Below are 21213 nucleotides of genomic sequence, written 5' to 3'. Positions count from 1 at the left end.
GCCAAAGTCGGGCTTGCCAGATGGCGGGCGCGGTCTTGTCGCGCATGGCGTGCACGGGGCTAAAGCGCCCTTGCGGCGTCAAGCACGGCCTGCGCGTGGCCCGGCACCTTCACCTTGCGCCATTCGTGGGCGATGAGACCGTCGCCATCTATCACAAAGGTGCTGCGTTCGATCCCCATGAAGGTCTTGCCGTACATCTTCTTTTCCTTCCACACGCCGAAGGACTTGCAGACCTTTGCGTCCCCGTCGGACAACAGCGGCACGGTCAGATCCTTCTTGGTCATGAACTTGTCGTGGCTGGCAAGGCTGTCGGCCGAAATGCCGAACACCTTTATGCCGGCCGCTTCGAACTGCGGCAACAGGGCGGTGAAATCCTGATTTTCCAACGTACACCCCGAGGTGTCGTCGCGCGGGTAAAAGAACAGCACCACGGGCGCGGGGCGCAGCGCGGACAGCGTGACATCGGTGCCGCCCGTGACGGGAAGCGTGAAATCGGGGGCGGTCTGGGACATGGGGCAAAGGCTCCGGCTATCGTGTTTCGCAATCGTCAGGAAACCATGTAGAACGCCTGAACGGGAATGAAAACGTCAGGGGGCATCGAAAGCGCGTGGCAGGGACACACCCCAGCAGGACCGGGCCGGCACGGCGCTGGCCGCGCCGCGTCGGGCTGTGCCTGGCGGGGCTGTTCACCGCCGGTATCTGCCTGTGGGCGGTGCTGTCGCGCCCCCTGTCGGCGCCCGACTGGCTGCGCGACCGGGTCGAGGCACGGATCGCCGCCGCGATGCCAGGCCTTGATGTCAGCTTCGCCGACCTGCGCCTGCGGATCGAACCGGACGGGCTGGCGCGGCTTGCGGCAAGCGATGTCACGGTGCGCGGCGTCGGGGGCGTGGATGTCGGTTCGCTTGGCAGGTTCGAAATCGGGCTGGACCCGATGGCGTTGCTGCGCGGCGACATTCGGCTGGGGGCGGCGCGCCTGTCCGGCGCGATGCTGACGCTGCGCCGCGACGCGGACGGCAGCGTCGGGCTGGCCATGGGCGATCTGTTCGACGGGGACGGCCCGCCGCCCCGGCTGCCCGATGTGCTTGCGGCCTTTGACGCGGCGCTGGACGATCCGCGCTTTTCCGCGTTGCGCCGCGTCGAGGCCGACGCCCTGACGTTGCGCTACGAAGACGCGCTGAGCGGCCGCACCTGGATCGCGGACGGCGGCCGGCTGAGCCTGGAGCGCGAGGCCGGGCGCCTGCGCCTTGCGGGCGACGTGGCGCTGCTGGGCGAGGGCGACGTACCCGCGCGCCTTGCGGTCAATGTCGAAAGCCCGATCGGGCAGACGACCGCCAGCTTTGGCGTCAACCTGTCCGACCTGCCGGCGCAGGACATCGCCACGCAGACCGCCGCGCTGGCCTGGCTGGGGGCCTTGCGCGCGCCGATCTCGGGGGCGCTGCGGGGCACGCTCCTGGCGGATGGCGGACTGGGCGAGATGTCGGCCACGCTTCGGATCGGCAAGGGCGTGCTGCAACCCACCGCCGGGGCCCAGCCGATCCCGTTCGACAGCGCCCGCACCTACCTGTCGTTCGATCCCGGCCCCGGCGTGCTGCGTGTCGACGAGATCTCGGTCAAAAGCGCCCTCGGCACAATGCTGGCCGATGGCACCGCGCTGGTCGGAATCGGATCGGGCGGGCTGCCCGACGAAATGACCGGACAGTTTCGCATCACCCGTCTTGAGGCGGATCCGGGCGGCATGTTCGACAAGCCGCTGGCGCTGGCGGGGGCCGAGATCGACTGGCGTCTTGCCTTTGATCCGTTCCGGTTCGAATTGGGTCGCCTGCGCAGCAGCGACCCCGATCTGCCGCTGCGCCTGTCGGGCGAGGTTTCGGCGGAACAGGATGGCTGGCGGCTGGCGCTGGACGGCACGATCGAGCGCATGTCACTGGCGACGCTTCTGGATCTGTGGCCCGAAGCGGCACTGGACAAGCCGCGCAACTGGGTGGCTAGGAACATCCACGCGGGGCGGCTGGAACATGGGGTCCTTGCGGTGCGCCTCGCGCCCGGAACCCGGCCGCGATTTTTCATCGACGGGCGGGTCGAGGATGTCGCGCTGACATATGCGCGTACGCTGCCGCAGCTGTCCGGCGGCGCGGGGCAGCTGACCATCGACGGCACGCGGCTAGCGGTGACGCTGGAACGCGGACAGGCGACGCCCGATCAGGGCGGCGTGCTGGACGGGGCCGGAACGCGCTATGTCATTCCCGACATGACGGCGAAACCCGCCGCCGGAGAGCTGACGTTGCACGCCCGTGGCCCGCTGACCGCCGCGCTGTCCTATATCAACAGTCCCGGACTGGAATTTCTGACCAAGGCGGGCAAGCCGGTCGATCTGGGGCAGGGCGAGGCCGAGGTGTCGGGGGTCATCACTGTTCCGCTTATGCCCAAGCCGCCGCGCGAACAGATCACCGTGGACGTGGACGGCGTGGTGACGGGGTTTTCCAGCGATCAGGTGGTGCCGGGGCGGCGGCTGACATCGGACCGGCTGGCGATCGACGTGACCGACGCGCGGCTGGCGATCTCGGGACGCGCCGCGCTCGACGGCATCGGGTTCGACGGCAGTTGGACGCAGCCGCTTGCACCCGACTCGCCCAGCCGTGTCGAAGGGACGATGACGCTGTCGGATGCGGCGGCCCGCGCGCTGGGGCTGTCGCTGGCGCCGGGCACGATTTCGGGCGAGGGCCCGGGGCAGCTGACCATCGACCTGGAAAAGGGGCGTCCGCCGCGCTACGCGCTGACCTCGACGCTGGCGGGCGTCGGGCTGTCGGTGCCACAGATCGGCTGGCGGCTGGGCACGGCCCAGACCGGGCGGCTGGACGTTTCGGGCACGCTTGGCCAGCCGGTCACGGTGGACCGGCTGGCGCTGTCCGGGGCCGGGCTGGACGCGGCGGGCGCCGTGACGCTGGACCGCGCGGGCCGCTTCGAACGGCTGACCCTGCCAGAGCTGAACGTCGGCGGCTGGCTGCGCAGTTCGGCGGTGATCGCGTCGCGCGGGCAGGACCGCGCGCCGGCGGTGACGCTGTCGGGGGGCACGCTGGACATGCGCCGCGCGTCTTTTGGGGCGGGTGGGGGCGGCGGCGGCGCGGGGCCGGTCACGCTGACGCTGGACCGCCTGCAGGTCAGCGACGAAATCTACCTGAGCGATGTCAACGGCAGCTTTCGCGGCGCAACCGGCGGGCTTGCGGGGACGTTTGAGGCGCGTGTCGGCGGCCGCGCCCCGATCACCGGCGCGCTTGAACCGCGCAACGGCGGCAACGCCATCCGTCTGCAAAGCCGTGACGCGGGCGACGTGCTGGCGGGGGCCGGGATCTTTCGCAACGTGCAGGACGGCACCTTCGATCTGACGCTGATTCCGGTGGGCGGACGCCCCGGCGAATACGACGGCGCCTTGCAGATCGGCGGCGCCCGGCTGAAGAACGCGCCCGCCATCGCCGGGCTTCTTGACGCGGTGTCGGTGGTCGGCCTGATCGACGAGATGAACGGCGCCGGCCTCTATTTTTCCGAGGTCGAGGCGCGCTTTCGCCTCACCCCGCGCCAGGTGATCCTGCAACGGTCGAGCGCGGTGGGGCCGTCGATGGGGATCTCGATGGATGGATATTACGATCTGGCGGGGCGGCGCATGGACATGCAGGGGGTGCTGTCGCCAGTCTATATCCTTAACGGCATCGGGCGACTGTTTGCGCGCAAGGGCGAGGGGCTGATCGGGTTCACCTTCAACCTCGGGGGCGGCATTGATGACCCGGACGTGTCGGTCAACCCGCTTTCCGCCTTCACCCCCGGCATGTTCCGTGACATCTTTCGCCGTCCTCCGCCCAGTCCCGGCGACTAGACCAGCCTCCCTGAACAAAGGCCCGACATGCAGCTTTCCGATTTCGATTTCGACCTGCCCGAAGACCGTATCGCGACCCGGCCCGCCGTGCCGCGCTCGTCCGCGCGTCTGTTGGTCGCGACGGGCGATGCGATCACCGATGGCGTCGTGACCGACCTTGTCGACTGGCTGCGCCCCGGAGACCGGCTGGTGCTGAACGACACGCGGGTGATCCCGGCGCGGCTGACGGGTTGGCGCGAGCGCGACAGCGCGCAGGGGCAGACCCGTGCCCGGATCGAAATCACCCTGTTGGAACCGCGCGCCGACGGCAGCTGGGCGGCGCTGGTCAAGCCGCTGAAAAGGCTGCGTGATGGCGAGACCGTGGTGTTTTCCGACGGGCTGTCTGCCAGGATGACCGGGCGCGAGGATGGCCAAGGCCTGTTCCGCTTCAATCTTGCTGGCCCCGATTTCGATGCCGCGCTTGAGGCTGCGGGCGCCATGCCCCTGCCGCCCTATATCGCCGCCAAACGGCAGGCCGATGCTCGCGACAAGAGCGATTACCAGACCGTCTGGGCCGACAGGACCGGTGCCGTGGCCGCCCCCACCGCCTCGTTGCATTTCGACACCGCGCTTCTCGACGCGCTGAGCGCCCGGGGCGTGGATTTCACCCGCGTGACGCTGCATGTGGGCGCGGGCACCTTTTTGCCGGTCAAGGTCGACGATGTGACCACCCACAAGATGCACGGTGAATGGGGCGAGGTGACGCCGCGCGCCGCCGACGAGATCGCCGCCACGCAGGCCGCGGGCGGGCGCATCATCCCCGTTGGGACCACCGCGCTGCGGCTGATCGAAACGGCGGCGCGCGACACCGGCGCCATCGCGCCGTGGCGCGGGGTCACCGATATTTTCATCTATCCGGGGTTCGAATTCCGGGTGACGGATGCGCTGATGACCAATTTTCACCTGCCCAGATCGACGCTGATGATGCTGGTCTCGGCGCTTGTCGGGCGTGACCGGGTGATGCGGATCTACGATCACGCGATCGCGCGGGGCTACCGGTTCTTTTCCTACGGGGATGCGTCGCTGCTGATCCCGTGACGCCACGGCGCCGCGCGATGCCAGGGGGTGTTCGGTCTTGTATGACAGTGCCCAAGATGGCACGGGCAAGGCGGGCGCCCGCCGCCTGAAACGATTCCCAACGACCTGTGAGGCGCGCGATGATCGAGGTTCTGAAACATTCCTGGGCGCTGCTTCTGGGCATGCTGTTGCTGATGCTGGGCAACGGGCTTCAGGGGTCGCTGCTGGGGGTGCGGGGCACGGGCGAAGGGTTTTCGGCCTTTCACATGTCGGTTGTCATGTCGGCCTATTTCGTTGGATTCCTGCTGGCTTCGCGGCTGACGCCGGGCATGATCCGGCGGGTCGGACATGTGCGGGTGTTCGCCGCACTTGCCTCGTTCATCTCGGCGGTGCTGATCCTGTATCCGGCATTTCCGCATCCGATCACCTGGACGATCGAGAGGATGATCATCGGGTTTTGCTACTGCGGCGTCTATGTGACGGCGGAAAGCTGGCTTAACAACGCCTCGTCCAACCAAAGCCGGGGGCAGGCGCTGTCGCTGTACATGATCGTGCAGATGATGGGCGTCATCGCCGCACAGGCGCTGCTGCTGATTCCCGACACGACCGGATTTCTGCTGTTCGTGATTCCCTCGGTTCTGGTATCGATCGCGTTTGCGCCGATTCTGCTGTCGGTTTCGCCCACGCCCGCCTTCGACACGACGCGCCGCATGAGCCTGATCGAGCTTTACCGTGTCTCGCCGCTGGGTTTTGTCGGCATGTTCCTGCTGGGTGGCGTCTATGCCGCGCAATTCGGCATGTCGGCGGTGTTCGCCGCCGAAGCGGGGCTGAAGCTGACACAGATCTCGATGTTCGTGGCGTCGTTCTATGTCGGCGCGCTTGTCACGCAATACCCTCTGGGCTGGCTGTCCGACCGGATGGACCGGCGCAAACTGGTTGCCGCTGTCGCATTTGTCGGCGGAATTGCCAGCCTGCTGGCTGCCTTCGCTCCGGGCAATTTCTACGTTCTGGTTGCGGCCGCGTTTTTCGCCGGTGGCGCGGCGAACCCGCTGTATTCGTTGCTGATCGCCTATACCAACGATTTCCTGCCGCCCGAGAACATGGCGGCGGCGTCCGCCGGGCTGTTGTTCGTGAACGGCGTCGGCGCGATCGCAGGCCCGATCGTGACGGGCTTTGCGATCCAGAAATTCGGGCCGGGCGGGTTTTTCGGGATCATCGCGCTGCTGATGCTGGGTCTGACGGTTTACGCCGGGTGGCGCATGACTCGGCGCCCCGCACCCAAGGTGGCCGACACAAGCGCCTACACTGCGGTCACGCCCTCGGCCACGCCGGTCGCGGTCGAGGTCGCGCAAGAGGTCGCGATCGAAGCCGCAGAGGCCGCCGAAGCGGCGGTGGAGGACGCTGAGGGCGAGGCGGCGGTCTGAACGGCGGTTTCTTGCCGCGCCAGGCGGTCGCTGGCACTGGCGGTATGTCGTGATTGACAGAAATCGTGACTTTTGTTCCCGTGAACGCCCCATGTAACCTGTGTGTGTCACACATGAGGGTGGGTCAGGTGAAAGGAGCACGAGGCCAATGAAAGGGCCTGATGAAATTTTGAAATTCTGGCTCGACGATGTCGGCGCCGAAAAGTGGTACGCGCAGGATGACGCGCTTGATGCGCGCATCCGCGAACAATTCCTTGAAACCTGGGAGGCAGCGATGGAGGGTCGCTTTGGTCTCTGGCTGACCTATCCAAGCGGCGCGATGGCCTATATCGTGCTGCTCGACCAGTTCTCGCGGAACATGTTTCGCGGCGAGGCGCGGGCGTTTTGCGCCGACGAAATCGCGCTTGCGGCGGCCAAACAGGCGATCTGGCGCGGTTGGGATCTCAATATCGACGAGCCGGGGCGGCAGTTCTTCTATCTTCCGCTGATGCATTCGGAAAATCTGTGCGATCAGGATCGCTGCATTCGCCTGATGAAGGATCGCATGCCAGAAACGGGCGCATCGAACCTGCTTCACGCGCGCGCGCACCGCGAGGTGATCCGCGACTTTGGCCGCTTTCCGGCCCGGAACCCGGCGTTGTCGCGTGCCACCACCGCATCGGAACGCGCCTACGTCGACAGCGGCGGCTACGGTGCCACATTGCGAAAACTACAGACCGAGGCCGCCTGACGGCTCGGTGCAGAGGCCCGCGCAGCAATTTGCGCGGGCCTTTTCGGGTAAGCTTCCGGTCAGGCGCGGGACGCCGGCGCCGACACGAACCGCATGCGCGCATGGCTTGACATTGAACCAGCCCGGAAAATGGTTTAATGCCAAACCAATTTGATACGGCAGGAGGGAGCCATGGCTTCGCAAAGCTTCGACATGATCGTTATCGGCGCAGGACCCGGGGGCTATGTGGCCGCCATCCGCGGCGCGCAGCTGGGCCTCAAGGTGGCCTGCGTGGAACGTGAGCACATGGGCGGCATCTGCCTCAACTGGGGCTGCATTCCGACCAAGGCGCTGCTGCGGTCGTCCGAGATCTACCACTTCATGCACCGCGCAAAGGATTACGGCCTGTCCGCGGAAAAGATCGGGTTCGATCTGGATGCCGTGGTCAAACGCTCGCGCGGGGTGGCCAAGCAACTCAATTCCGGCGTCACGCATTTGCTGAAGAAAAACAAGGTGACGGCGATCATGGGCGATGCCACGATCACCGCCAAGGGCCGCGTCACGGTCAAGACCGAGACGGGCAGCGAAGAGCTGACCGCCAAGGCCATCGTTGTCGCTACCGGCGCGCGCGCGCGGGAATTGCCGGGGCTTGAAGCGGATGGCGATCTGGTCTGGACCTACAAGCATGCACTCGTGCCCAAGCGGATGCCGAAAAAGTTGCTGGTCATCGGATCGGGCGCGATTGGCATAGAATTCGCCAGTTTTTACAATACTCTGGGTGCGGATACGACCGTGGTCGAAGTGATGGACCGTGTGCTGCCGGTGGAAGACGAGGAAATCTCGAAATTTGCGAAAAAGCAGTTCGAGAAACAGGGCATGAAGATCCGCGAGAAGACCATGGTCAAGAAGCTTGATCGTGATAACGGCAAGATCACGGCGCATATCGAGGCGGGCGGCAAGACCACGACCGAAGATTTCGACACGGTGATTTCAGCGGTGGGAATCGTCGGCAATACCGAGGGACTGAACCTTGAGGGGGTCGGCGTAAAGGTGGAACGCTCTCATGTCGTCGTCGATGCGCACTGCCGCACTGGCGTCGATGGCATTTACGCCATCGGCGATATTGCGGGGGCGCCCTGGCTGGCGCACAAGGCATCGCACGAGGGGGTGATGGTCGCGGAGTTGATCGCGGGGGGCCATCCGCATGAGGTCGATCCCGACAGCATCGCGGGCTGCACCTATTGTCATCCCCAGGTGGCCAGCGTCGGCATGACCGAAGCGCAGGCGAAAGAGGCCGGGTACAACATCAAGGTCGGACGTTTTCCGTTCATCGGCAATGGCAAGGCGATCGCGCTTGGTGAACCCGAGGGATTGGTCAAGACTGTGTTCGACGCTAAGACCGGCGCGCTGTTGGGTGCACATATGGTGGGGGCCGAGGTGACCGAACTGATTCAGGGCTATGTGGTGGGGCGCCAGCTGGAAACCACTGAAGAAGACCTTATGAACGCCGTCTTCCCACACCCGACGCTGTCCGAAATGATGCACGAATCGGTGCTCGATGCCTGGGATCGGGCCATTCACTATTAAAACCGCGCCGGGCCTGAAGATTTTTCGTACGAAAAATCTTCGGTGCTACGGGAGTGACCAAGAATTTTCGTACGAAAATTCTTGGTCAGCGCGTTGCGAAGAACGCCAGAACCTTTGGTTGCAACCAGGTCCACAGCTTTGGTGCGCCGCGCGAGATCTTGGGGGACAGGCGCGTTTCGAACGTTGCGTAATCGACGTTGTAATCTGTCCAGCTTCCGCCGCCAGACGCCAGATTCAAGTTGGGCGGCTGAAAACGGTCCAGAGATTTGGCGAATTTTGCGTCCGCGGTCTGGTTCGCCTCAAACTCGTTCCAGAGCGTTAGAAGCGCGTCTGCCTGTTCCGCAGGGAGCAGCCCGAACAGGCGCTCGGCGGCGGCGGCTTCGGCAGCCTTTGTGGCGGTTTCGTCGACATTTCCGAAGATCGGCGCGTCACCGGCGTCAATTTCGACGATGTCATGGATCAGGAGCATCTTGATGACCCTCGCCACATCGACCGTTTCATCAGCGTGTTCCGCCAGCACCAGCGCAAACAGCGCGAGATGCCAACTGTGTTCGGCAGAGTTCTCGAATCGCTGGTCGTGATTTCGAGTGGCGCGCGTGACGGCTTTCAGCTTGTCGGCTTCCATCAGGAACGCCATTTGTGCATCAAGCCGCGCGCTCATGCGTCGGCATCCTGCGCCAGGGTGTCGAGCCGTTCCATGATAAAGTTGCGAGCTCTCGCTTCGGCCATGCGCACGCGGACCGACGTCAGGTAGGCCTCTTCCAGCGTTGTGGAAGAGGCCCCGATGATTTCGGCAACCTGCATGAAGAAGCGGTCGTCCCCGGTGGCCTCCATCACCTTGAAGGTGTCTTCGGCAAGCGCATCGGCGAGTTCGGTCGCAAGGCTCATGACGGGGTCCTTACCGGCTGGTTTCGGTCAGACGTCGTTTTACATAGCCGCTGACCGATGAGATCATCGTTTCCATGTACGGCTCTTCGAAGAAGTGGCCGGCGCCTTCGACTTCTTCGTGGCTGATGGTGATGCCCTTCTGTTCCTTGAGCTTGTTCACCAGTGCAGTGGTATCCGAAGGGGGGGCCACCTTGTCGGCGGTGCCGTTGATCACAAGGCCGGACGACGGGCAGGGCGCGAGGAACGAGAAATCGTACATATTCGCGGGCGGGCTGACCGAGACGAATCCGGTGATTTCGGGCCGGCGCATCAGAAGCTGCATGCCGATCCAGGCACCGAACGAAAATCCGGCGACCCAGCAATGCTTTGAGTTGTTGTTCATCGACTGAAGGTAGTCGAGCGCCGAGGCCGCATCCGACAGTTCGCCTATGCCCTGGTCGTATTCGCCCTGGCTGCGGCCGACGCCGCGGAAGTTGAAGCGCAGCACTGTGAAGCCCATCTTGTGGAAGGCGTAGTGCAGGTTATAGACGACCTTGTTGTTCATCGTGCCGCCGAACTGGGGGTGCGGATGCAGGATGATCGCGATTGGTGCGTCTCTTTCCTTTTGCGGGTGATAGCGGCCTTCTAGGCGGCCTTCGGGTCCGGGAAAAATGACCTCGGGCATCGGTGCGATTTGCTCCTGCTGGGTGCCGGCAATTCTTGACGAAACTGCTCGGGTATCTTAGAACCATTCCAGATCCGGAGAGAATTCCGGGCGGGCTGACCGTGCAGATAGGCAATCGGTCCGGGAAGGTCAATTGTCGGCGGGTATGGCCACAGGGAGATGTGACGTGAAACTGAGCACAAAGGGGCGCTACGCGATGGTCGCGCTTGCCGATATCGCACTTCAGCCCGAGGGTCATCTGGTGACACTGGGCGACATATCGCGGCGTCAGGACGTGTCGCTGCCCTATCTGGAACAACTGTTCGTCAAGCTGCGCCGGGCAGGGCTTGTGGCGTCGGTGCGGGGGCCGGGGGGCGGCTATCGTCTGGCGCGGCCCGCATCGGAGATTCGGGTGGTGGATATTCTGGCCGCCGTGGATGAAACGGTGGATGCGATGCACAAGGGGGCCGGCGCGTCCGGCGGGACGTCGGGCAGCCGGGCGCAATCGTTGTCGAACCGTTTGTGGCAGAGCCTTTCCGCGCATGTGTATGTGTTTTTGCATCAGACCCGGCTGTCGGATGTGGTGGACAATTCGATGGTGCCGTGCCCGGTTGTGCCGACGCTTTTCTCGGTTGTTGACGAGCCGTGAGGGCGCTGTGGTATCGGGTGGAAAGACAGGGGCGCTGTCCGCGCGGCGTTGCGATCTTGTCCCCGGCGTTGATCGGGCGAGATGAAGATGGGACGGTGTTGTGAAACGCAGCTATCTCGACTGGAACGCCACTGCCCCTTTGCGCCCCGAATCGCGTGCGGCGATGATCGAGGCGATGGATCTGGTGGGCAACCCGTCTTCGGTTCATGCGGAAGGGCGCGCCGCGAAGGCTTTGCTTGAACGATCACGGGCGACCGTGGCGCGCACGTTCGGGGCGGACGGCGCGGATGTGATCTTTGTCTCGGGGGCGACAGAGGCTGCGGCGCTGGTTTGCGCCGGGCGCGGATTGCTCGGCGCTCCGGTCGAACATGACGCGGTGTTGGCCTGGGTCGATGCGACGCTGGCGGTCGATGCGCGGGGGCAGGTGGCGGTCGGCGACGCATCTCGCTGTGCGGTGCAGGCCGCCAATTCCGAGACGGGCGTTATTCAGGATCTGCCGCAGGGGCTGGCGGTTGTGGATGCGACACAGGCGTTCGGCAAGATCCCGTTCGCCTTCAACTGGACGGGATGCACGGCTGCGCTGATTTCCGCGCACAAGCTGGGCGGCCCCAAGGGAATCGGTGCGCTGGTCGTCGCGCGCGGTACGGACATCGCGGCACAGTTGCGCGGCGGCGGGCAAGAGATGGGGCGCCGCGCCGGCACGGAGAACATCGTCGGGATCGCGGGGTTTGCCGCCGCTGCCGAGGCGGCCGAGCGCGATCTGGACGCCGGAGTGTGGTCCGGAGTGGAAAAACTTAGAAACATTCTAGAGAATGTGATTGAGAATGGCGCGAATGATACTATTTTTGTCGGGAAAGACGCCCGTCGTCTGCCCAACACCTCGTGCTTTGCGGTTCCCGGGTGGAAAGGCGAGACGCAGGTGATGCAGATGGATCTTGCCGGATTCGCGATCAGCGCGGGGTCGGCCTGTTCCAGCGGCAAGCTGCGGCCCAGCGGGGTGCTGTTGGCCATGGGTCATGACGCGGACACGGCGCGCGGCGCGATCCGGGTCAGCCTGGGTCCGCAGGTGACGGAAGAGGACGTGATGCGCTTTGCGACAAGCTGGTTGCGTCAACGCGAGAAATTCGGCGCACGGCGCGCCTGAGGGTCTGCAAGGCCCGCGCAGAGATGAACGCGCCCCAGCGGCGCAGCACAGGAGAGACCACATGTCAGCCTTCGACAATATGACCGTCAAGGACGGGGTCGAGCAAGAGACCGTGGATGCGGTTGAGGCCGTTTCGACCTATAAATACGGCTGGGAAACCGAGATCGAGATGGAATACGCCCCCAAGGGCGTGAACCCCGACATCGTCCGGCTTATTTCGGAAAAGAACGAAGAACCTGAATGGATGACCGAATGGCGCCTTGCCGCTTTCGAGCGCTGGACCGGCATGACCGAACCCGGCTGGGCGATGGTGAACTATCCGACCATCGACTTTCAGGCACAATATTACTACGCCCGCCCCAAGAGCATGGCGGTCAAGCCGCAATCGCTGGACGAGGTCGACCCCAAGCTGCTGGCGACCTATGAAAAGCTGGGCATCCCGCTGAAGGAACAGATGATCCTCGCCGGCGTCGAGGGCGCCGAGAACGCCGCGCCTGCCGACGGCAAGGAACGCCGCGTCGCGGTGGATGCGGTGTTCGATTCCGTGTCCGTCGGCACCACCTTTCAGAAAGAGCTGAAAAAGGCCGGCGTGATCTTTTGCTCGATTTCCGAAGCGATCCGCGAACATCCCGAACTGGTGAAGAAATACCTTGGCTCCGTTGTGCCGGCGTCGGACAATTTCTATGCGACGTTGAACAGCGCGGTGTTCAGCGACGGCTCGTTCGTCTATGTGCCGCCGGGTGTGCGCTGCCCGATGGAGCTTTCGACCTATTTCCGCATCAATGCGGAAAACACCGGTCAGTTCGAACGCACGCTGATCATCGCCGACAAGGGCAGCTATGTCAGCTACCTTGAGGGGTGCACCGCCCCCAAGCGCGACGTGGCTCAGTTGCACGCCGCCGTGGTCGAGATCATCATCGAAGAAGACGCTGAGGTGAAATATTCCACGGTGCAGAACTGGTATCCGGGCGACGAGGACGGCAAGGGTGGCATCTACAACTTTGTCACCAAGCGCGCGGATTGTCGGGGCGACCGGGCCAAGGTGATGTGGACGCAGGTGGAAACCGGCTCGGCCGTGACGTGGAAATACCCGTCCTGCATCCTGCGCGGCAATGAAAGCCAGGGCGAATTCTATTCCATCGCCATCGCCAACAACCACCAGCAGGCCGATACCGGCACCAAGATGGTCCATCTGGGCCGTGACACCCGGTCGCGCATCGTGTCCAAGGGGATCAGCGCAGGGGTGGCGCAGAACACCTATCGCGGGCTGGTTTCGATGCACCCCAGGGCCAAGAATTCGCGCAACTACACCCAATGCGATTCGCTGCTGATCGGCGACAAATGCGGGGCGCACACCGTTCCCTACATCGAGGTCAAGAACAACAGCAGCCGCGTCGAGCACGAGGCGACCACATCCAAGGTCGACGACGAGCAGTTGTTTTATTGCCGTCAGCGCGGCATGGACGAGGAAGCGGCGGTCGCGCTGGTCGTGAACGGGTTCTGCAGGGAGGTGCTTCAGGCGCTGCCGATGGAATTCGCGATGGAAGCGCAGGCGCTTGTGGCGATTTCGCTGGAAGGATCGGTGGGCTGAGATGCTTGCGAGCGAGCTGGCGGAAATCTTGACGGAGCGCTGTGCCGCTGCCGAAAAGCGTGAGAAGGTCGTGGCGATTCATCCGGCCGGCATCGAATTTGCCAACGAACTGGTCGGCCAACCGATCAACGAGATAGCCGAAATCGGAACGGGGCATGCATCGTATGGAACGGAAATCCGCAAGGGTATCCGTTTGGCCCGCTTCGTCGCGCTGAGGGGCTGAACGTATGATCCAGCAACTGGCCATGCAGTCGCTTGGCGCCGGGGTCGGCGTTTTTCTGGGCGTGCTCATCGGGCTTGGCATCCGCAAGCGCAAGGGCAACTCCGAGGGGCTGCTTGGCGGATCGGTGATCCTGACCGCCAGTGCAGCGGCCGGGCTTGCCATGGTGGTGATGATGGCGATGAAACATTTCACCGCGTGAGGAATGAATGCCAAACCCCTGGGACAAACCGGAGCAGACCATGATCGTCACCACGACAAACAGCATCGAAGGCCACGGCATCACCGCCTACAAGGGCATCGTGGTGGGCGAGGCGATCATGGGCGCCAATGTGGTGCGGGACCTGTTCGCGCAGGTGACCGACATCGTCGGGGGCCGGTCGGGCGCGTATGAACGCAAGCTTCAGGACGCGCGCGAGGTTGCCTTTCAGGAACTGGAGCAGCGGGCCGTCAACCTTGGGGGCAATGCGGTCGTGGGCGTCGATATCGACTACGAAGTGGTCGGCAACTCGATGCTGATGGTGTCGGCTTCGGGAACGGCGGTGGTGATCGCGTGACTCTTGCGGCGCCCATATCGCGGCCAGAGCTGACCATGCCCGAGGCGGAAGCGGCGCTGTTGCGCGCTGAATACGCGCGGGCGGGCGTGGTGCTGGAATACGGGTCCGGCGGCTCCACGGTGCTGGCGGGCGAACAGCCGGGCAAGGCGGTGTTTTCGGTCGAATCCGATCACGACTGGGCGCAGATGATGCGCGGCTGGTTTGTGGCGAACCCGCCCGCGCAGGGGGCATCGGTCGATGTCATCTGGTCCGACATCGGCGAGACCAGGGACTGGGGCCATCCCGCGACGGACGCGCAATGGCGCCGCTGGCCGCGTTACCCGCTGGAGGTCTGGGGCCGGTCCGACTTTCGCCAGCCCGACGTGGTGCTGGTCGACGGGCGCTTTCGCGTGGGCTGCGCGCTTGCGGCGGCGTTCCTGAGCGATGCGCCCCTGGTACTGCTGTTCGACGATTACGCGCGCCGCAAACATTACCACAAGGTCGAGCAGTTCCTCGGCCAGCCACAATTGACCGGGCGCATGGCCCGGTTCGACATCACCCCGCAGCCCATCCCGCCGGGAAAGCTGCTGCGGATCATCGAATGGACGATGCGGCCCTAGGCGGCGCCGCGACGGGACACTGCCCGCAAAGGAGCAAAGACATGCTTGAGATCAAGAACCTGCACGTTAAATTGGAAGAAGAGGACAAGCAGATCCTCAAGGGCGTGAACCTGACCGTCGAAGCGGGCAAGGTGCATGCGATCATGGGGCCGAACGGGTCTGGCAAATCGACGCTGAGCTATGTGTTGTCGGGCAAGGACGGCTATGAGGTCACCGAAGGCACGGCCACGCTGGGCGATGTCGACCTGCTGGGCATCGCCCCCGAGGAACGCGCCGCCGCCGGGCTGTTTCTGGCGTTCCAGTACCCGGTGGAAATTCTCGGGGTTGGCAACATGACGTTTCTGCGCACGGCGGTGAACAGCCTGCGCAAGGCGCGCGGGCAAGACGAAATGTCGTCGACGGAATTCCTCAGGGTGGTGCGGGAAAAGGCCAAGAGCCTCAAGATCGACGCCGACATGCTCAAGCGTCCGGTGAACGTGGGCTTCTCGGGCGGCGAGAAAAAGCGCAACGAGATCCTGCAGATGGCGATGCTGGAGCCCAAGATGTGCATTCTTGACGAAACCGACAGCGGGCTTGATGTCGACGCGATGAAACTGGTCGCCGACGGCGTGAACGCGCTGCGTGACGCGGGACGCGGGTTCCTGGTCATCACGCACTACCAGCGGCTGTTGGATCACATCAAACCCGACGTCGTGCACATCATGTCCGATGGCCGCATCATCAAGACCGGCGGACCCGAGCTGGCGCTTGAGGTCGAGCATAACGGTTACTCGGATCTGATCGAAGAGGAGGCGTAAATGGCCCTTCCGCAACTGAAACAGAACGCGACCGAGGCGCGCATCGCGGCGCTTGATCTGCCGACCGGCGGCTGGTCGGCAGCGGCGCGCGGCGATGCGCTGGCGCGGCTGCGGGCCACGGGCTTGCCCGGTGCGCGCGATGAATACTGGAAATACACCCGCCCCGAGACGCTGACCTCGGCCGCGCCCAAGCCCGCCGTGGTGTTCACGCCGGACGAGACTCCGTTATTTGACGGGATCGACCGGCTGAAGATTGTGTTCGTGGACGGCGTGTTCGACACCGACGCGTCGGACGATCTGTCGCTGGACGGGGTCGAGATCGCGCGCCTTGCGGACAGCGCCGATATTCACTGGGCCAGGGACCTGTACGGCACGCTGGAAACCGCCGGGCAGTCCCCGGTGCCGCGCCCGCTGGCGACGCTGAACACGGCGTTTGCAACCGACGGGCTGCTGATACGGGTGACAGGGAAACTGTCCAAGCCCATCGCCATCCGGTATGAACATCGCAACGACAAATCGGATGCGATGATGCATCATGTGGTCAAGGTCGAACAGGGCGGCGATGTCACCATCCTGGAAAACGGCCCCGCGGCGGCGCGGTTCAATCAGGTGATCGAGGTCGACGTGGCCGATGGCGCGGGCTTTCACCATGTCCGCGCGCAGGGGCGCGACCACGAACGCCGCGCGGCCACGCATATCTTTGCGCGGCTGGGCGCCGAAAGCACGTTCAAGACCTTTACCCTGACGGCGAACGGCGTGCTGACACGCAACGAAGTGGTGGTCGAGCTGACAGGCGATGACGCAATGGCCCATATCGCCGGGGCCTGCCTGGGCGACGGCGATTTTCACCATGACGACACGGTGTTCATCACCCATGACGCGGTGAATTGCGAATCGCGCCAGGTGTTCAAGAAGGTGCTGCGCAACGGCGCGACCGGCGTGTTTCAGGGCAAGATCCTGGTTCAGCCCGGCGCGCAGAAGACCGACGGCTACCAGATCTCGCAAAGTCTGCTGCTGGACGGCGACAGTCAGTTTCTGGCCAAGCCCGAGCTGGAAATCTACGCCGACGACGTGGCGTGCTCGCACGGGTCCACCTCGGGCGCGATCGACGACGAGGGGCTGTTCTACCTGCGCGCCCGGGGTCTGCCGCGCGGCATCGCCGAAGACCTTCTGACAATCGCCTTCATCGCCGAAGCGGTGATGGAGATCGACTCGCAAGAGCTTCAGGACGAAATCAACAGCCGGGTCGAAGCCTGGCTGATGCGGCGTCGCGACCAGTGACGCTGACGCGTGAGATCGTGGCCACCTGGCGTGGCCCTGGCGCCGTGGTCTCGCGCCTTTACGCCCAGGGCGTGCGGGAAGATCGTGCGCTGATGATGCTGATGGCGGCCTGCGCGCTGTTCTTCGTGGCGCAACTGCCGGAACTGGCGCGCAAGGCACATCTGGACGGGGCCGAGCTGAACCCGCGTCTGGGCGGAGCGTTGCTCGCTTGGCTGGTGATCGCGCCGCTGGGCTTTTACCTGATTGCCTTTGTCGTGCACTTGCTGGCGCGGCTGTTCGGGGCGCGCGGCACGGCCTATGGCGCACGCCTTGCGCTGTTCTGGGCGCTGCTGGCCTCGTCGCCCCTGGTGCTGCTGAACGGTCTGGTGGCGGGGTTCATCGGCGCAGGGCCCGCGCTGACACTTGTGGGCATGGCCTGGTTCGCCGCCTTCCTGTGGTTCTGGCTGTCGGGGCAGGTGGTGGTGACCAGAGGTGTGGCCGCATGACGGTCGCGGCGCTGGGGCGGCTTGCGCTCGACACGCTGATGACGCCGCGCGACGTCGCGACGCGGATCCTGTCGCTGGGCCTGTCGCGCGAAGCCGTGCTGACGGTGTTCGCGCTTGCGGTGGTGCTGAACGGGATCATGTCCGGGCTGGTGCTTGTGGCGACCGACACGGCGACGTTGCCCATCGCGCTGGGACCGTGGCTGGTCACAGTGGTTTTCGCGGCCATTCTTGGCACGACGATCTGGGCGCTTGGCTGGATCGGGCGGGGCTTTGGCGGCGGCGCAAGCACATTGCAGATCGCGCTGCTGGTGTCCTGGGTGCAGATCCTGCGCGCGTTCGCGCAGCTCGCCATCCTTGTGGCCGGCGCGGTGTTCGGGTCCGCCGCCACGGTTCTTGCCGTGGCGGTGATTATCGCTGGCGCTTGGGTGCTTGCGCATTTCGTCGACGTGGCGCATGGCTTCGGCGACCCGTGGAAGGCCGCGATGGTGCTCATCATGGCCTTTGTCGTCACCGCGTTCGCCCTGATCGCGGTGATGGCAAGCTTCGACATAACCCCGCAGACGGTGGCCAACCATGTATGATGTCCTTGAAATTCGTCGGGATTTCCCGATCCTGTCGCGTGAGGTGAACGGCAAGCCGCTGGTCTATCTCGACAATGGCGCCTCGGCGCAAAAACCCCAGGTGGTGATCGACGCCGTAACGCGCGGCTACGCCGAGGAATATGCCAACGTCCATCGGGGGCTGCATTTCCTGTCCAATCTCGCCACAGAAAAATACGAGGGCACCCGCGGTATCATCGCCCGCTTTCTGGGCGCCCGCGACGAGGATGAGATCGTCTTTACCTCTGGCACCACCGAGGCGATCAACCTCGTGGCCTATTCCTGGGCCATGCCAAGGCTTCAGGCGGGCGATGAAATCGTTCTGTCGGTGATGGAACACCATGCCAATATCGTGCCGTGGCATTTCCTGCGCGAACGGCTTGGCGTGGTGCTGAAATGGGTTGATGTCGATGCGACCGGCGCGCTTGATCCACAGGCGGTGATCGACGCCATCGGCCCCAGGACCAGGCTGGTGGCGATCACCCATCTGTCCAACGTCCTGGGCACGGTGGTCGATGTGAAAGCCATCAGCCACGCTGCCCGCGCACAGGGAGTCGCGGTGCTGGTCGACGGCAGCCAGGGCGCCGTTCACATGCCCGTCGATGTCGATGACATTGGTTGCGATTTCTACGCCGTCACCGGGCACAAGCTGTACGGTCCGTCCGGGTCGGGCGCGGTTCATATCCGCCGCGAACGAATGGCCGAGATGCGCCCCTTCATGGGCGGCGGAGACATGATCCGCGAAGTCCACAAGGACGCCATCACCTACGCCGACCCGCCGATGAAGTTCGAGGCGGGCACCCCCGGCATTGTCCAGCAGATCGGTCTTGGCGTGGCGCTGGACTACCTGATGGATCTGGGCATGGACAACGTGGCCGCCCATGAACATCGCATCGCGTCTTATGCCAGATCCAGGCTGGACGGGCTGAACTGGCTACGGGTACAGGGCAGCGCACCGGGCAGGGCCGCGATTTTTTCGTTCACGCTGGACGGCGCGGCGCATGCGCATGACATCTCGACCATTCTGGACAAGAAAGGCGTCGCGGTGCGCGCCGGGCATCACTGCGCCGGTCCCCTGATGGACCATCTTGGGCTGTCCGCAACCTGCCGCGCCTCGTTCGGGTTGTACAACACCGAAGCCGAGGTCGACACGCTGGTCGACGCGCTGGAGCTGGCGCACGAGCTTTTCGCATGATGTGAACGCAAGGCGGAATCGCCGCGTCTTTTCAGCCTGCGCACTGGACACGCGGGGTCAGCCCTTTAGCCTTGCGCATAGTCAGAAACCGGGATGCGAAGGACCGCAATTGGCACAGCCAGATCAACCGCTGACCGACGCCGATCAGGTGTCGCGCATTGCCTTTGGGTTCATGGGGTCGCAGGCGCTGTTCGCCGCATTGGAATGCGGGGTCTTCACGGCGCTTGCCGAGGAGCCGGGCGACGCCGCCGCGGTCGCCAACCGGATCGGGTTGCACCCGGATCGGGCGGAAACGCTGCTGACCGCCCTTGCGGGACTGGGACTTGTCGCGGTGCACGACGGGGTCTTTGCCAACTCTCCGGCCGCAGCCGCGTTTCTGGTGAAGGGCGTGAAATACGATTTCGGCGATTATCTGCGGCTTCAGGTCGGTCGGCAGATGTACGGGCTGATGGGGCAGTTGGTGCCTGCGGTCACCGGGACATTGCCCGAAACTGCAACGGCGTCCTATGAACAGTGGTTTTCCGATCCCGAACAGGCCCGCCTCTATTCCGAAAGCCAGCACGCCGGCTCGCTTGGTCCGGCGCGGCAGTTGGCGCGGCGCCTTGATCTGTCCGGCGCCCGGCGGATGCTGGACGTAGGCGGCGGCACCGGCGCGTTTGCGATCACCCTGTGCGGCGCCTTTCCGCAGCTTGCCGCCACCATCGTCGATTTTCCCAACGTCGCGACCCTGGGCCGGGGCCATGTGGCCGAGGCGGGGCTGTCCGACCGGATCACCTATGTCGAGGGCAACGCGCTGGACACCCCGTGGCCGGGCGGGCAGGACGTGATTCTAATGTCTTATCTGTTTTCCGGCGTGCCGGGCGATGCGCAGGCGGGGCTGATCGCGCGCGCCTTCGATTGCCTTGCCCCTGGGGGGCGGCTTTTGATCCATGATTTTGTCGTCCACGCCGATCGCACCGGCCCGCCGCTTGCGGCGCTCTGGCAGCTTCAGCACACCGCGTTTACCCCCGAGGCGCGCTCGCTGGATACAGCGGGTCTGAGCACCGCGCTGAACGGGGCAGGGTTCGTGGATGTGCTCATTGACGAGATGATTCCCCAGATGACAATGCTGGCAACCGCGCATCGCCCCGGCTAAGTCGGGCAAACCGCCGAAGGACCGATTTTACCGATTGCGGGCACGGTCGCTTTGCCGTATCAGATCGCACGCGGCAGCCGATATCCGGCCAATGTGCCTGGAAAACTGTTGGTTCCGTAGCCCAGCTGGACCTGATTTTCGCCTCCGAAGGCGGATGTCATGGGGATGCCGTGATGAAGAGGACTAAGAAAGATACGTGATACCAATCTCTTGCCGAGCAGATCGTTTTTCGATTTAAAGGCTGGAGAAGTCGCGTAAGCAGTCAGGGCCTGACGGTTCTACTGCGCACCCATAGCTCAGCTGGATAGAGCGTCGCCCTCCGAAGGCGAAGGCCTCAGGTTCGAATCCTGATGGGTGCGCCATTACCCTCGAAATTCCAAGACGTTGGGGTGGTCGGTTCTCAAGATCGAGCACACGTGCGCCTCGGGTCCAACGTAGGCGGGCCTTACAGCCGCATCACCACATATTGTCGGCAAAGCTCAGTGGTGCAGTTCGAAAGCCTCGCGAGATCGCCGACATTTCTGGTCGTGACCTCCACGGCCCGAACCTCCAGTGTTTCGTCGTCGATCCCCTTCTCGGCGAATGTACCATTCGCCTGCCGGGCAATGGATGTGTCTCTTGCGCCAGACACGCCGCCTGGGACCGCCGTGCTTGCGGGCGTTCCACGCGCCTTCCCCCTCGGCCTTGCTACCGGTGCTATCGATGAGAAGGTTGAGCGGGCCGGTTCCGCCGCGATATGGCAGGCTGACATTCAGTGTTTTCTGGCGGCGGCACAGCGCGCTGAAA

General features: G+C 64.3%; 22 protein-coding genes, 1 tRNA gene and 1 pseudogene. 19 read left to right on the top strand and 5 right to left on the bottom strand.

Translation table 11 applies throughout. The features are described from left to right. Window positions 1–59: 59 nt before the first annotated feature. On the bottom strand, window positions 60–512 hold the full coding sequence (locus ATI53_RS19505; RefSeq protein ID WP_009504149.1) for a peroxiredoxin: 453 nt from the start codon (window positions 510–512) through the stop codon (window positions 60–62). A gap of 95 nt (window positions 513–607) precedes the next feature. Here ATI53_RS19505 and ATI53_RS19500 point away from each other — a divergent pair, with 95 nt between their 5' ends. From ATI53_RS19500 to lpdA, 5 genes are all read left to right on the top strand, one after another. Beyond that, window positions 608–3868, top strand: a complete 3261-nt coding sequence (locus ATI53_RS19500) for a YhdP family protein (RefSeq protein WP_111551152.1) — start codon at window positions 608–610, stop codon at window positions 3866–3868. 27 nt (window positions 3869–3895) lie between these two features. Then, window positions 3896–4945, top strand: coding sequence for a tRNA preQ1(34) S-adenosylmethionine ribosyltransferase-isomerase QueA (gene queA / locus ATI53_RS19495; RefSeq protein ID WP_111551151.1), 1050 nt, complete (start codon window positions 3896–3898; stop codon window positions 4943–4945). Between the two features lie 119 nt (window positions 4946–5064). Further along, complete coding sequence (locus ATI53_RS19490; protein WP_009504152.1) at window positions 5065–6348, top strand: MFS transporter; 1284 nt, start codon at window positions 5065–5067, stop codon at window positions 6346–6348. A 148-nt stretch (window positions 6349–6496) separates the two neighbouring features. Then, a complete protein-coding gene (locus tag ATI53_RS19485; RefSeq protein ID WP_111551150.1) occupies window positions 6497–7078 on the top strand; it encodes a DUF924 family protein in 582 nt (193 codons plus the stop codon). 171 nt (window positions 7079–7249) lie between these two features. Further along, window positions 7250–8644: a dihydrolipoyl dehydrogenase gene (gene lpdA, locus ATI53_RS19480; protein WP_111551149.1), complete on the top strand. Its 1395-nt coding sequence runs from the start codon at window positions 7250–7252 to the stop codon at window positions 8642–8644. A gap of 85 nt (window positions 8645–8729) precedes the next feature. Here lpdA and ATI53_RS19475 read toward each other — a convergent pair whose 3' ends face one another. The 3 genes from ATI53_RS19475 to ATI53_RS19465 are packed head-to-tail and all read right to left on the bottom strand — an operon-like array spanning window position 8730 to window position 10196. Continuing rightward, complete coding sequence (locus ATI53_RS19475; RefSeq protein WP_009504155.1) at window positions 8730–9305, bottom strand: HD domain-containing protein; 576 nt, start codon at window positions 9303–9305, stop codon at window positions 8730–8732. Next, window positions 9302–9532 carry a hypothetical protein gene (locus tag ATI53_RS19470; protein WP_009504156.1) on the bottom strand — a complete coding sequence of 77 codons (231 nt, stop codon included), beginning with the start codon at window positions 9530–9532 and terminating at the stop codon, window positions 9302–9304. The genes ATI53_RS19475 and ATI53_RS19470 overlap by 4 nt, the downstream gene beginning before the upstream one ends. Before the next feature lie 10 nt (window positions 9533–9542). After that, window positions 9543–10196 carry an alpha/beta hydrolase gene (locus tag ATI53_RS19465; RefSeq protein ID WP_009504157.1) on the bottom strand — a complete coding sequence of 218 codons (654 nt, stop codon included), beginning with the start codon at window positions 10194–10196 and terminating at the stop codon, window positions 9543–9545. Between the two features lie 166 nt (window positions 10197–10362). Between ATI53_RS19465 and iscR the strand changes: the two genes are divergently transcribed. From iscR to ATI53_RS19395, 14 genes are all read left to right on the top strand, one after another. Beyond that, window positions 10363–10824, top strand: coding sequence for a Fe-S cluster assembly transcriptional regulator IscR (gene iscR / locus ATI53_RS19460; RefSeq protein WP_009504158.1), 462 nt, complete (start codon window positions 10363–10365; stop codon window positions 10822–10824). A gap of 100 nt (window positions 10825–10924) precedes the next feature. Continuing rightward, on the top strand, window positions 10925–11968 hold the full coding sequence (locus ATI53_RS19455; protein ID WP_009504159.1) for a cysteine desulfurase family protein: 1044 nt from the start codon (window positions 10925–10927) through the stop codon (window positions 11966–11968). 61 nt (window positions 11969–12029) lie between these two features. Further along, a complete protein-coding gene (sufB, locus tag ATI53_RS19450; protein WP_111551148.1) occupies window positions 12030–13559 on the top strand; it encodes a Fe-S cluster assembly protein SufB in 1530 nt (509 codons plus the stop codon). A gap of 1 nt (window position 13560) precedes the next feature. Beyond that, window positions 13561–13782: an HTH-like domain-containing protein gene (locus tag ATI53_RS19445; RefSeq protein ID WP_111551147.1), complete on the top strand. Its 222-nt coding sequence runs from the start codon at window positions 13561–13563 to the stop codon at window positions 13780–13782. 4 nt (window positions 13783–13786) lie between these two features. Next, on the top strand, window positions 13787–13981 hold the full coding sequence (locus ATI53_RS19440; protein ID WP_111551146.1) for a hypothetical protein: 195 nt from the start codon (window positions 13787–13789) through the stop codon (window positions 13979–13981). Window positions 13982–14021: 40 nt separating this feature from the next. Then, entirely contained in the window at window positions 14022–14336 is a 315-nt protein-coding gene (locus ATI53_RS19435) for a heavy metal-binding domain-containing protein (protein ID WP_034452212.1), read from the top strand. Window positions 14337–14371: 35 nt separating this feature from the next. Further along, complete coding sequence (locus tag ATI53_RS19430) at window positions 14372–14935, top strand: hypothetical protein (RefSeq protein ID WP_051989466.1); 564 nt, start codon at window positions 14372–14374, stop codon at window positions 14933–14935. Window positions 14936–14976: 41 nt separating this feature from the next. After that, window positions 14977–15732 carry a Fe-S cluster assembly ATPase SufC gene (gene sufC, locus ATI53_RS19425; RefSeq protein ID WP_009504165.1) on the top strand — a complete coding sequence of 252 codons (756 nt, stop codon included), beginning with the start codon at window positions 14977–14979 and terminating at the stop codon, window positions 15730–15732. Then, complete coding sequence (locus ATI53_RS19420; protein WP_009504166.1) at window positions 15733–17013, top strand: SufB/SufD family protein; 1281 nt, start codon at window positions 15733–15735, stop codon at window positions 17011–17013. Then, on the top strand, window positions 17010–17498 hold the full coding sequence (locus tag ATI53_RS19415; protein WP_009504167.1) for a hypothetical protein: 489 nt from the start codon (window positions 17010–17012) through the stop codon (window positions 17496–17498). The genes ATI53_RS19420 and ATI53_RS19415 overlap by 4 nt, the downstream gene beginning before the upstream one ends. Further along, entirely contained in the window at window positions 17495–18079 is a 585-nt protein-coding gene (locus ATI53_RS19410) for a hypothetical protein (protein WP_009504168.1), read from the top strand. The genes ATI53_RS19415 and ATI53_RS19410 overlap by 4 nt, the downstream gene beginning before the upstream one ends. Beyond that, entirely contained in the window at window positions 18072–19292 is a 1221-nt protein-coding gene (locus ATI53_RS19405) for a cysteine desulfurase (protein ID WP_009504169.1), read from the top strand. Before ATI53_RS19410 ends, ATI53_RS19405 begins: the two co-directional genes overlap by 8 nt. 109 nt (window positions 19293–19401) lie before the next feature. Further along, on the top strand, window positions 19402–20427 hold the full coding sequence (locus ATI53_RS19400) for a methyltransferase (RefSeq protein WP_111551145.1): 1026 nt from the start codon (window positions 19402–19404) through the stop codon (window positions 20425–20427). A gap of 285 nt (window positions 20428–20712) precedes the next feature. After that, window positions 20713–20789: transfer RNA gene (locus tag ATI53_RS19395), tRNA-Arg, on the top strand. Between the two features lie 134 nt (window positions 20790–20923). Here ATI53_RS19395 and ATI53_RS19390 read toward each other — a convergent pair. Further along, a pseudogene (locus ATI53_RS19390) lies at window positions 20924–21213 on the bottom strand (transposase); the annotation flags it as partial.

Source organism: Salipiger aestuarii (assembly GCF_003259905.1).
Lineage (GTDB): Bacteria > Pseudomonadota > Alphaproteobacteria > Rhodobacterales > Rhodobacteraceae > Salipiger > Salipiger aestuarii.
This window is presented reverse-complemented; position numbering and strand designations above follow the sequence as displayed.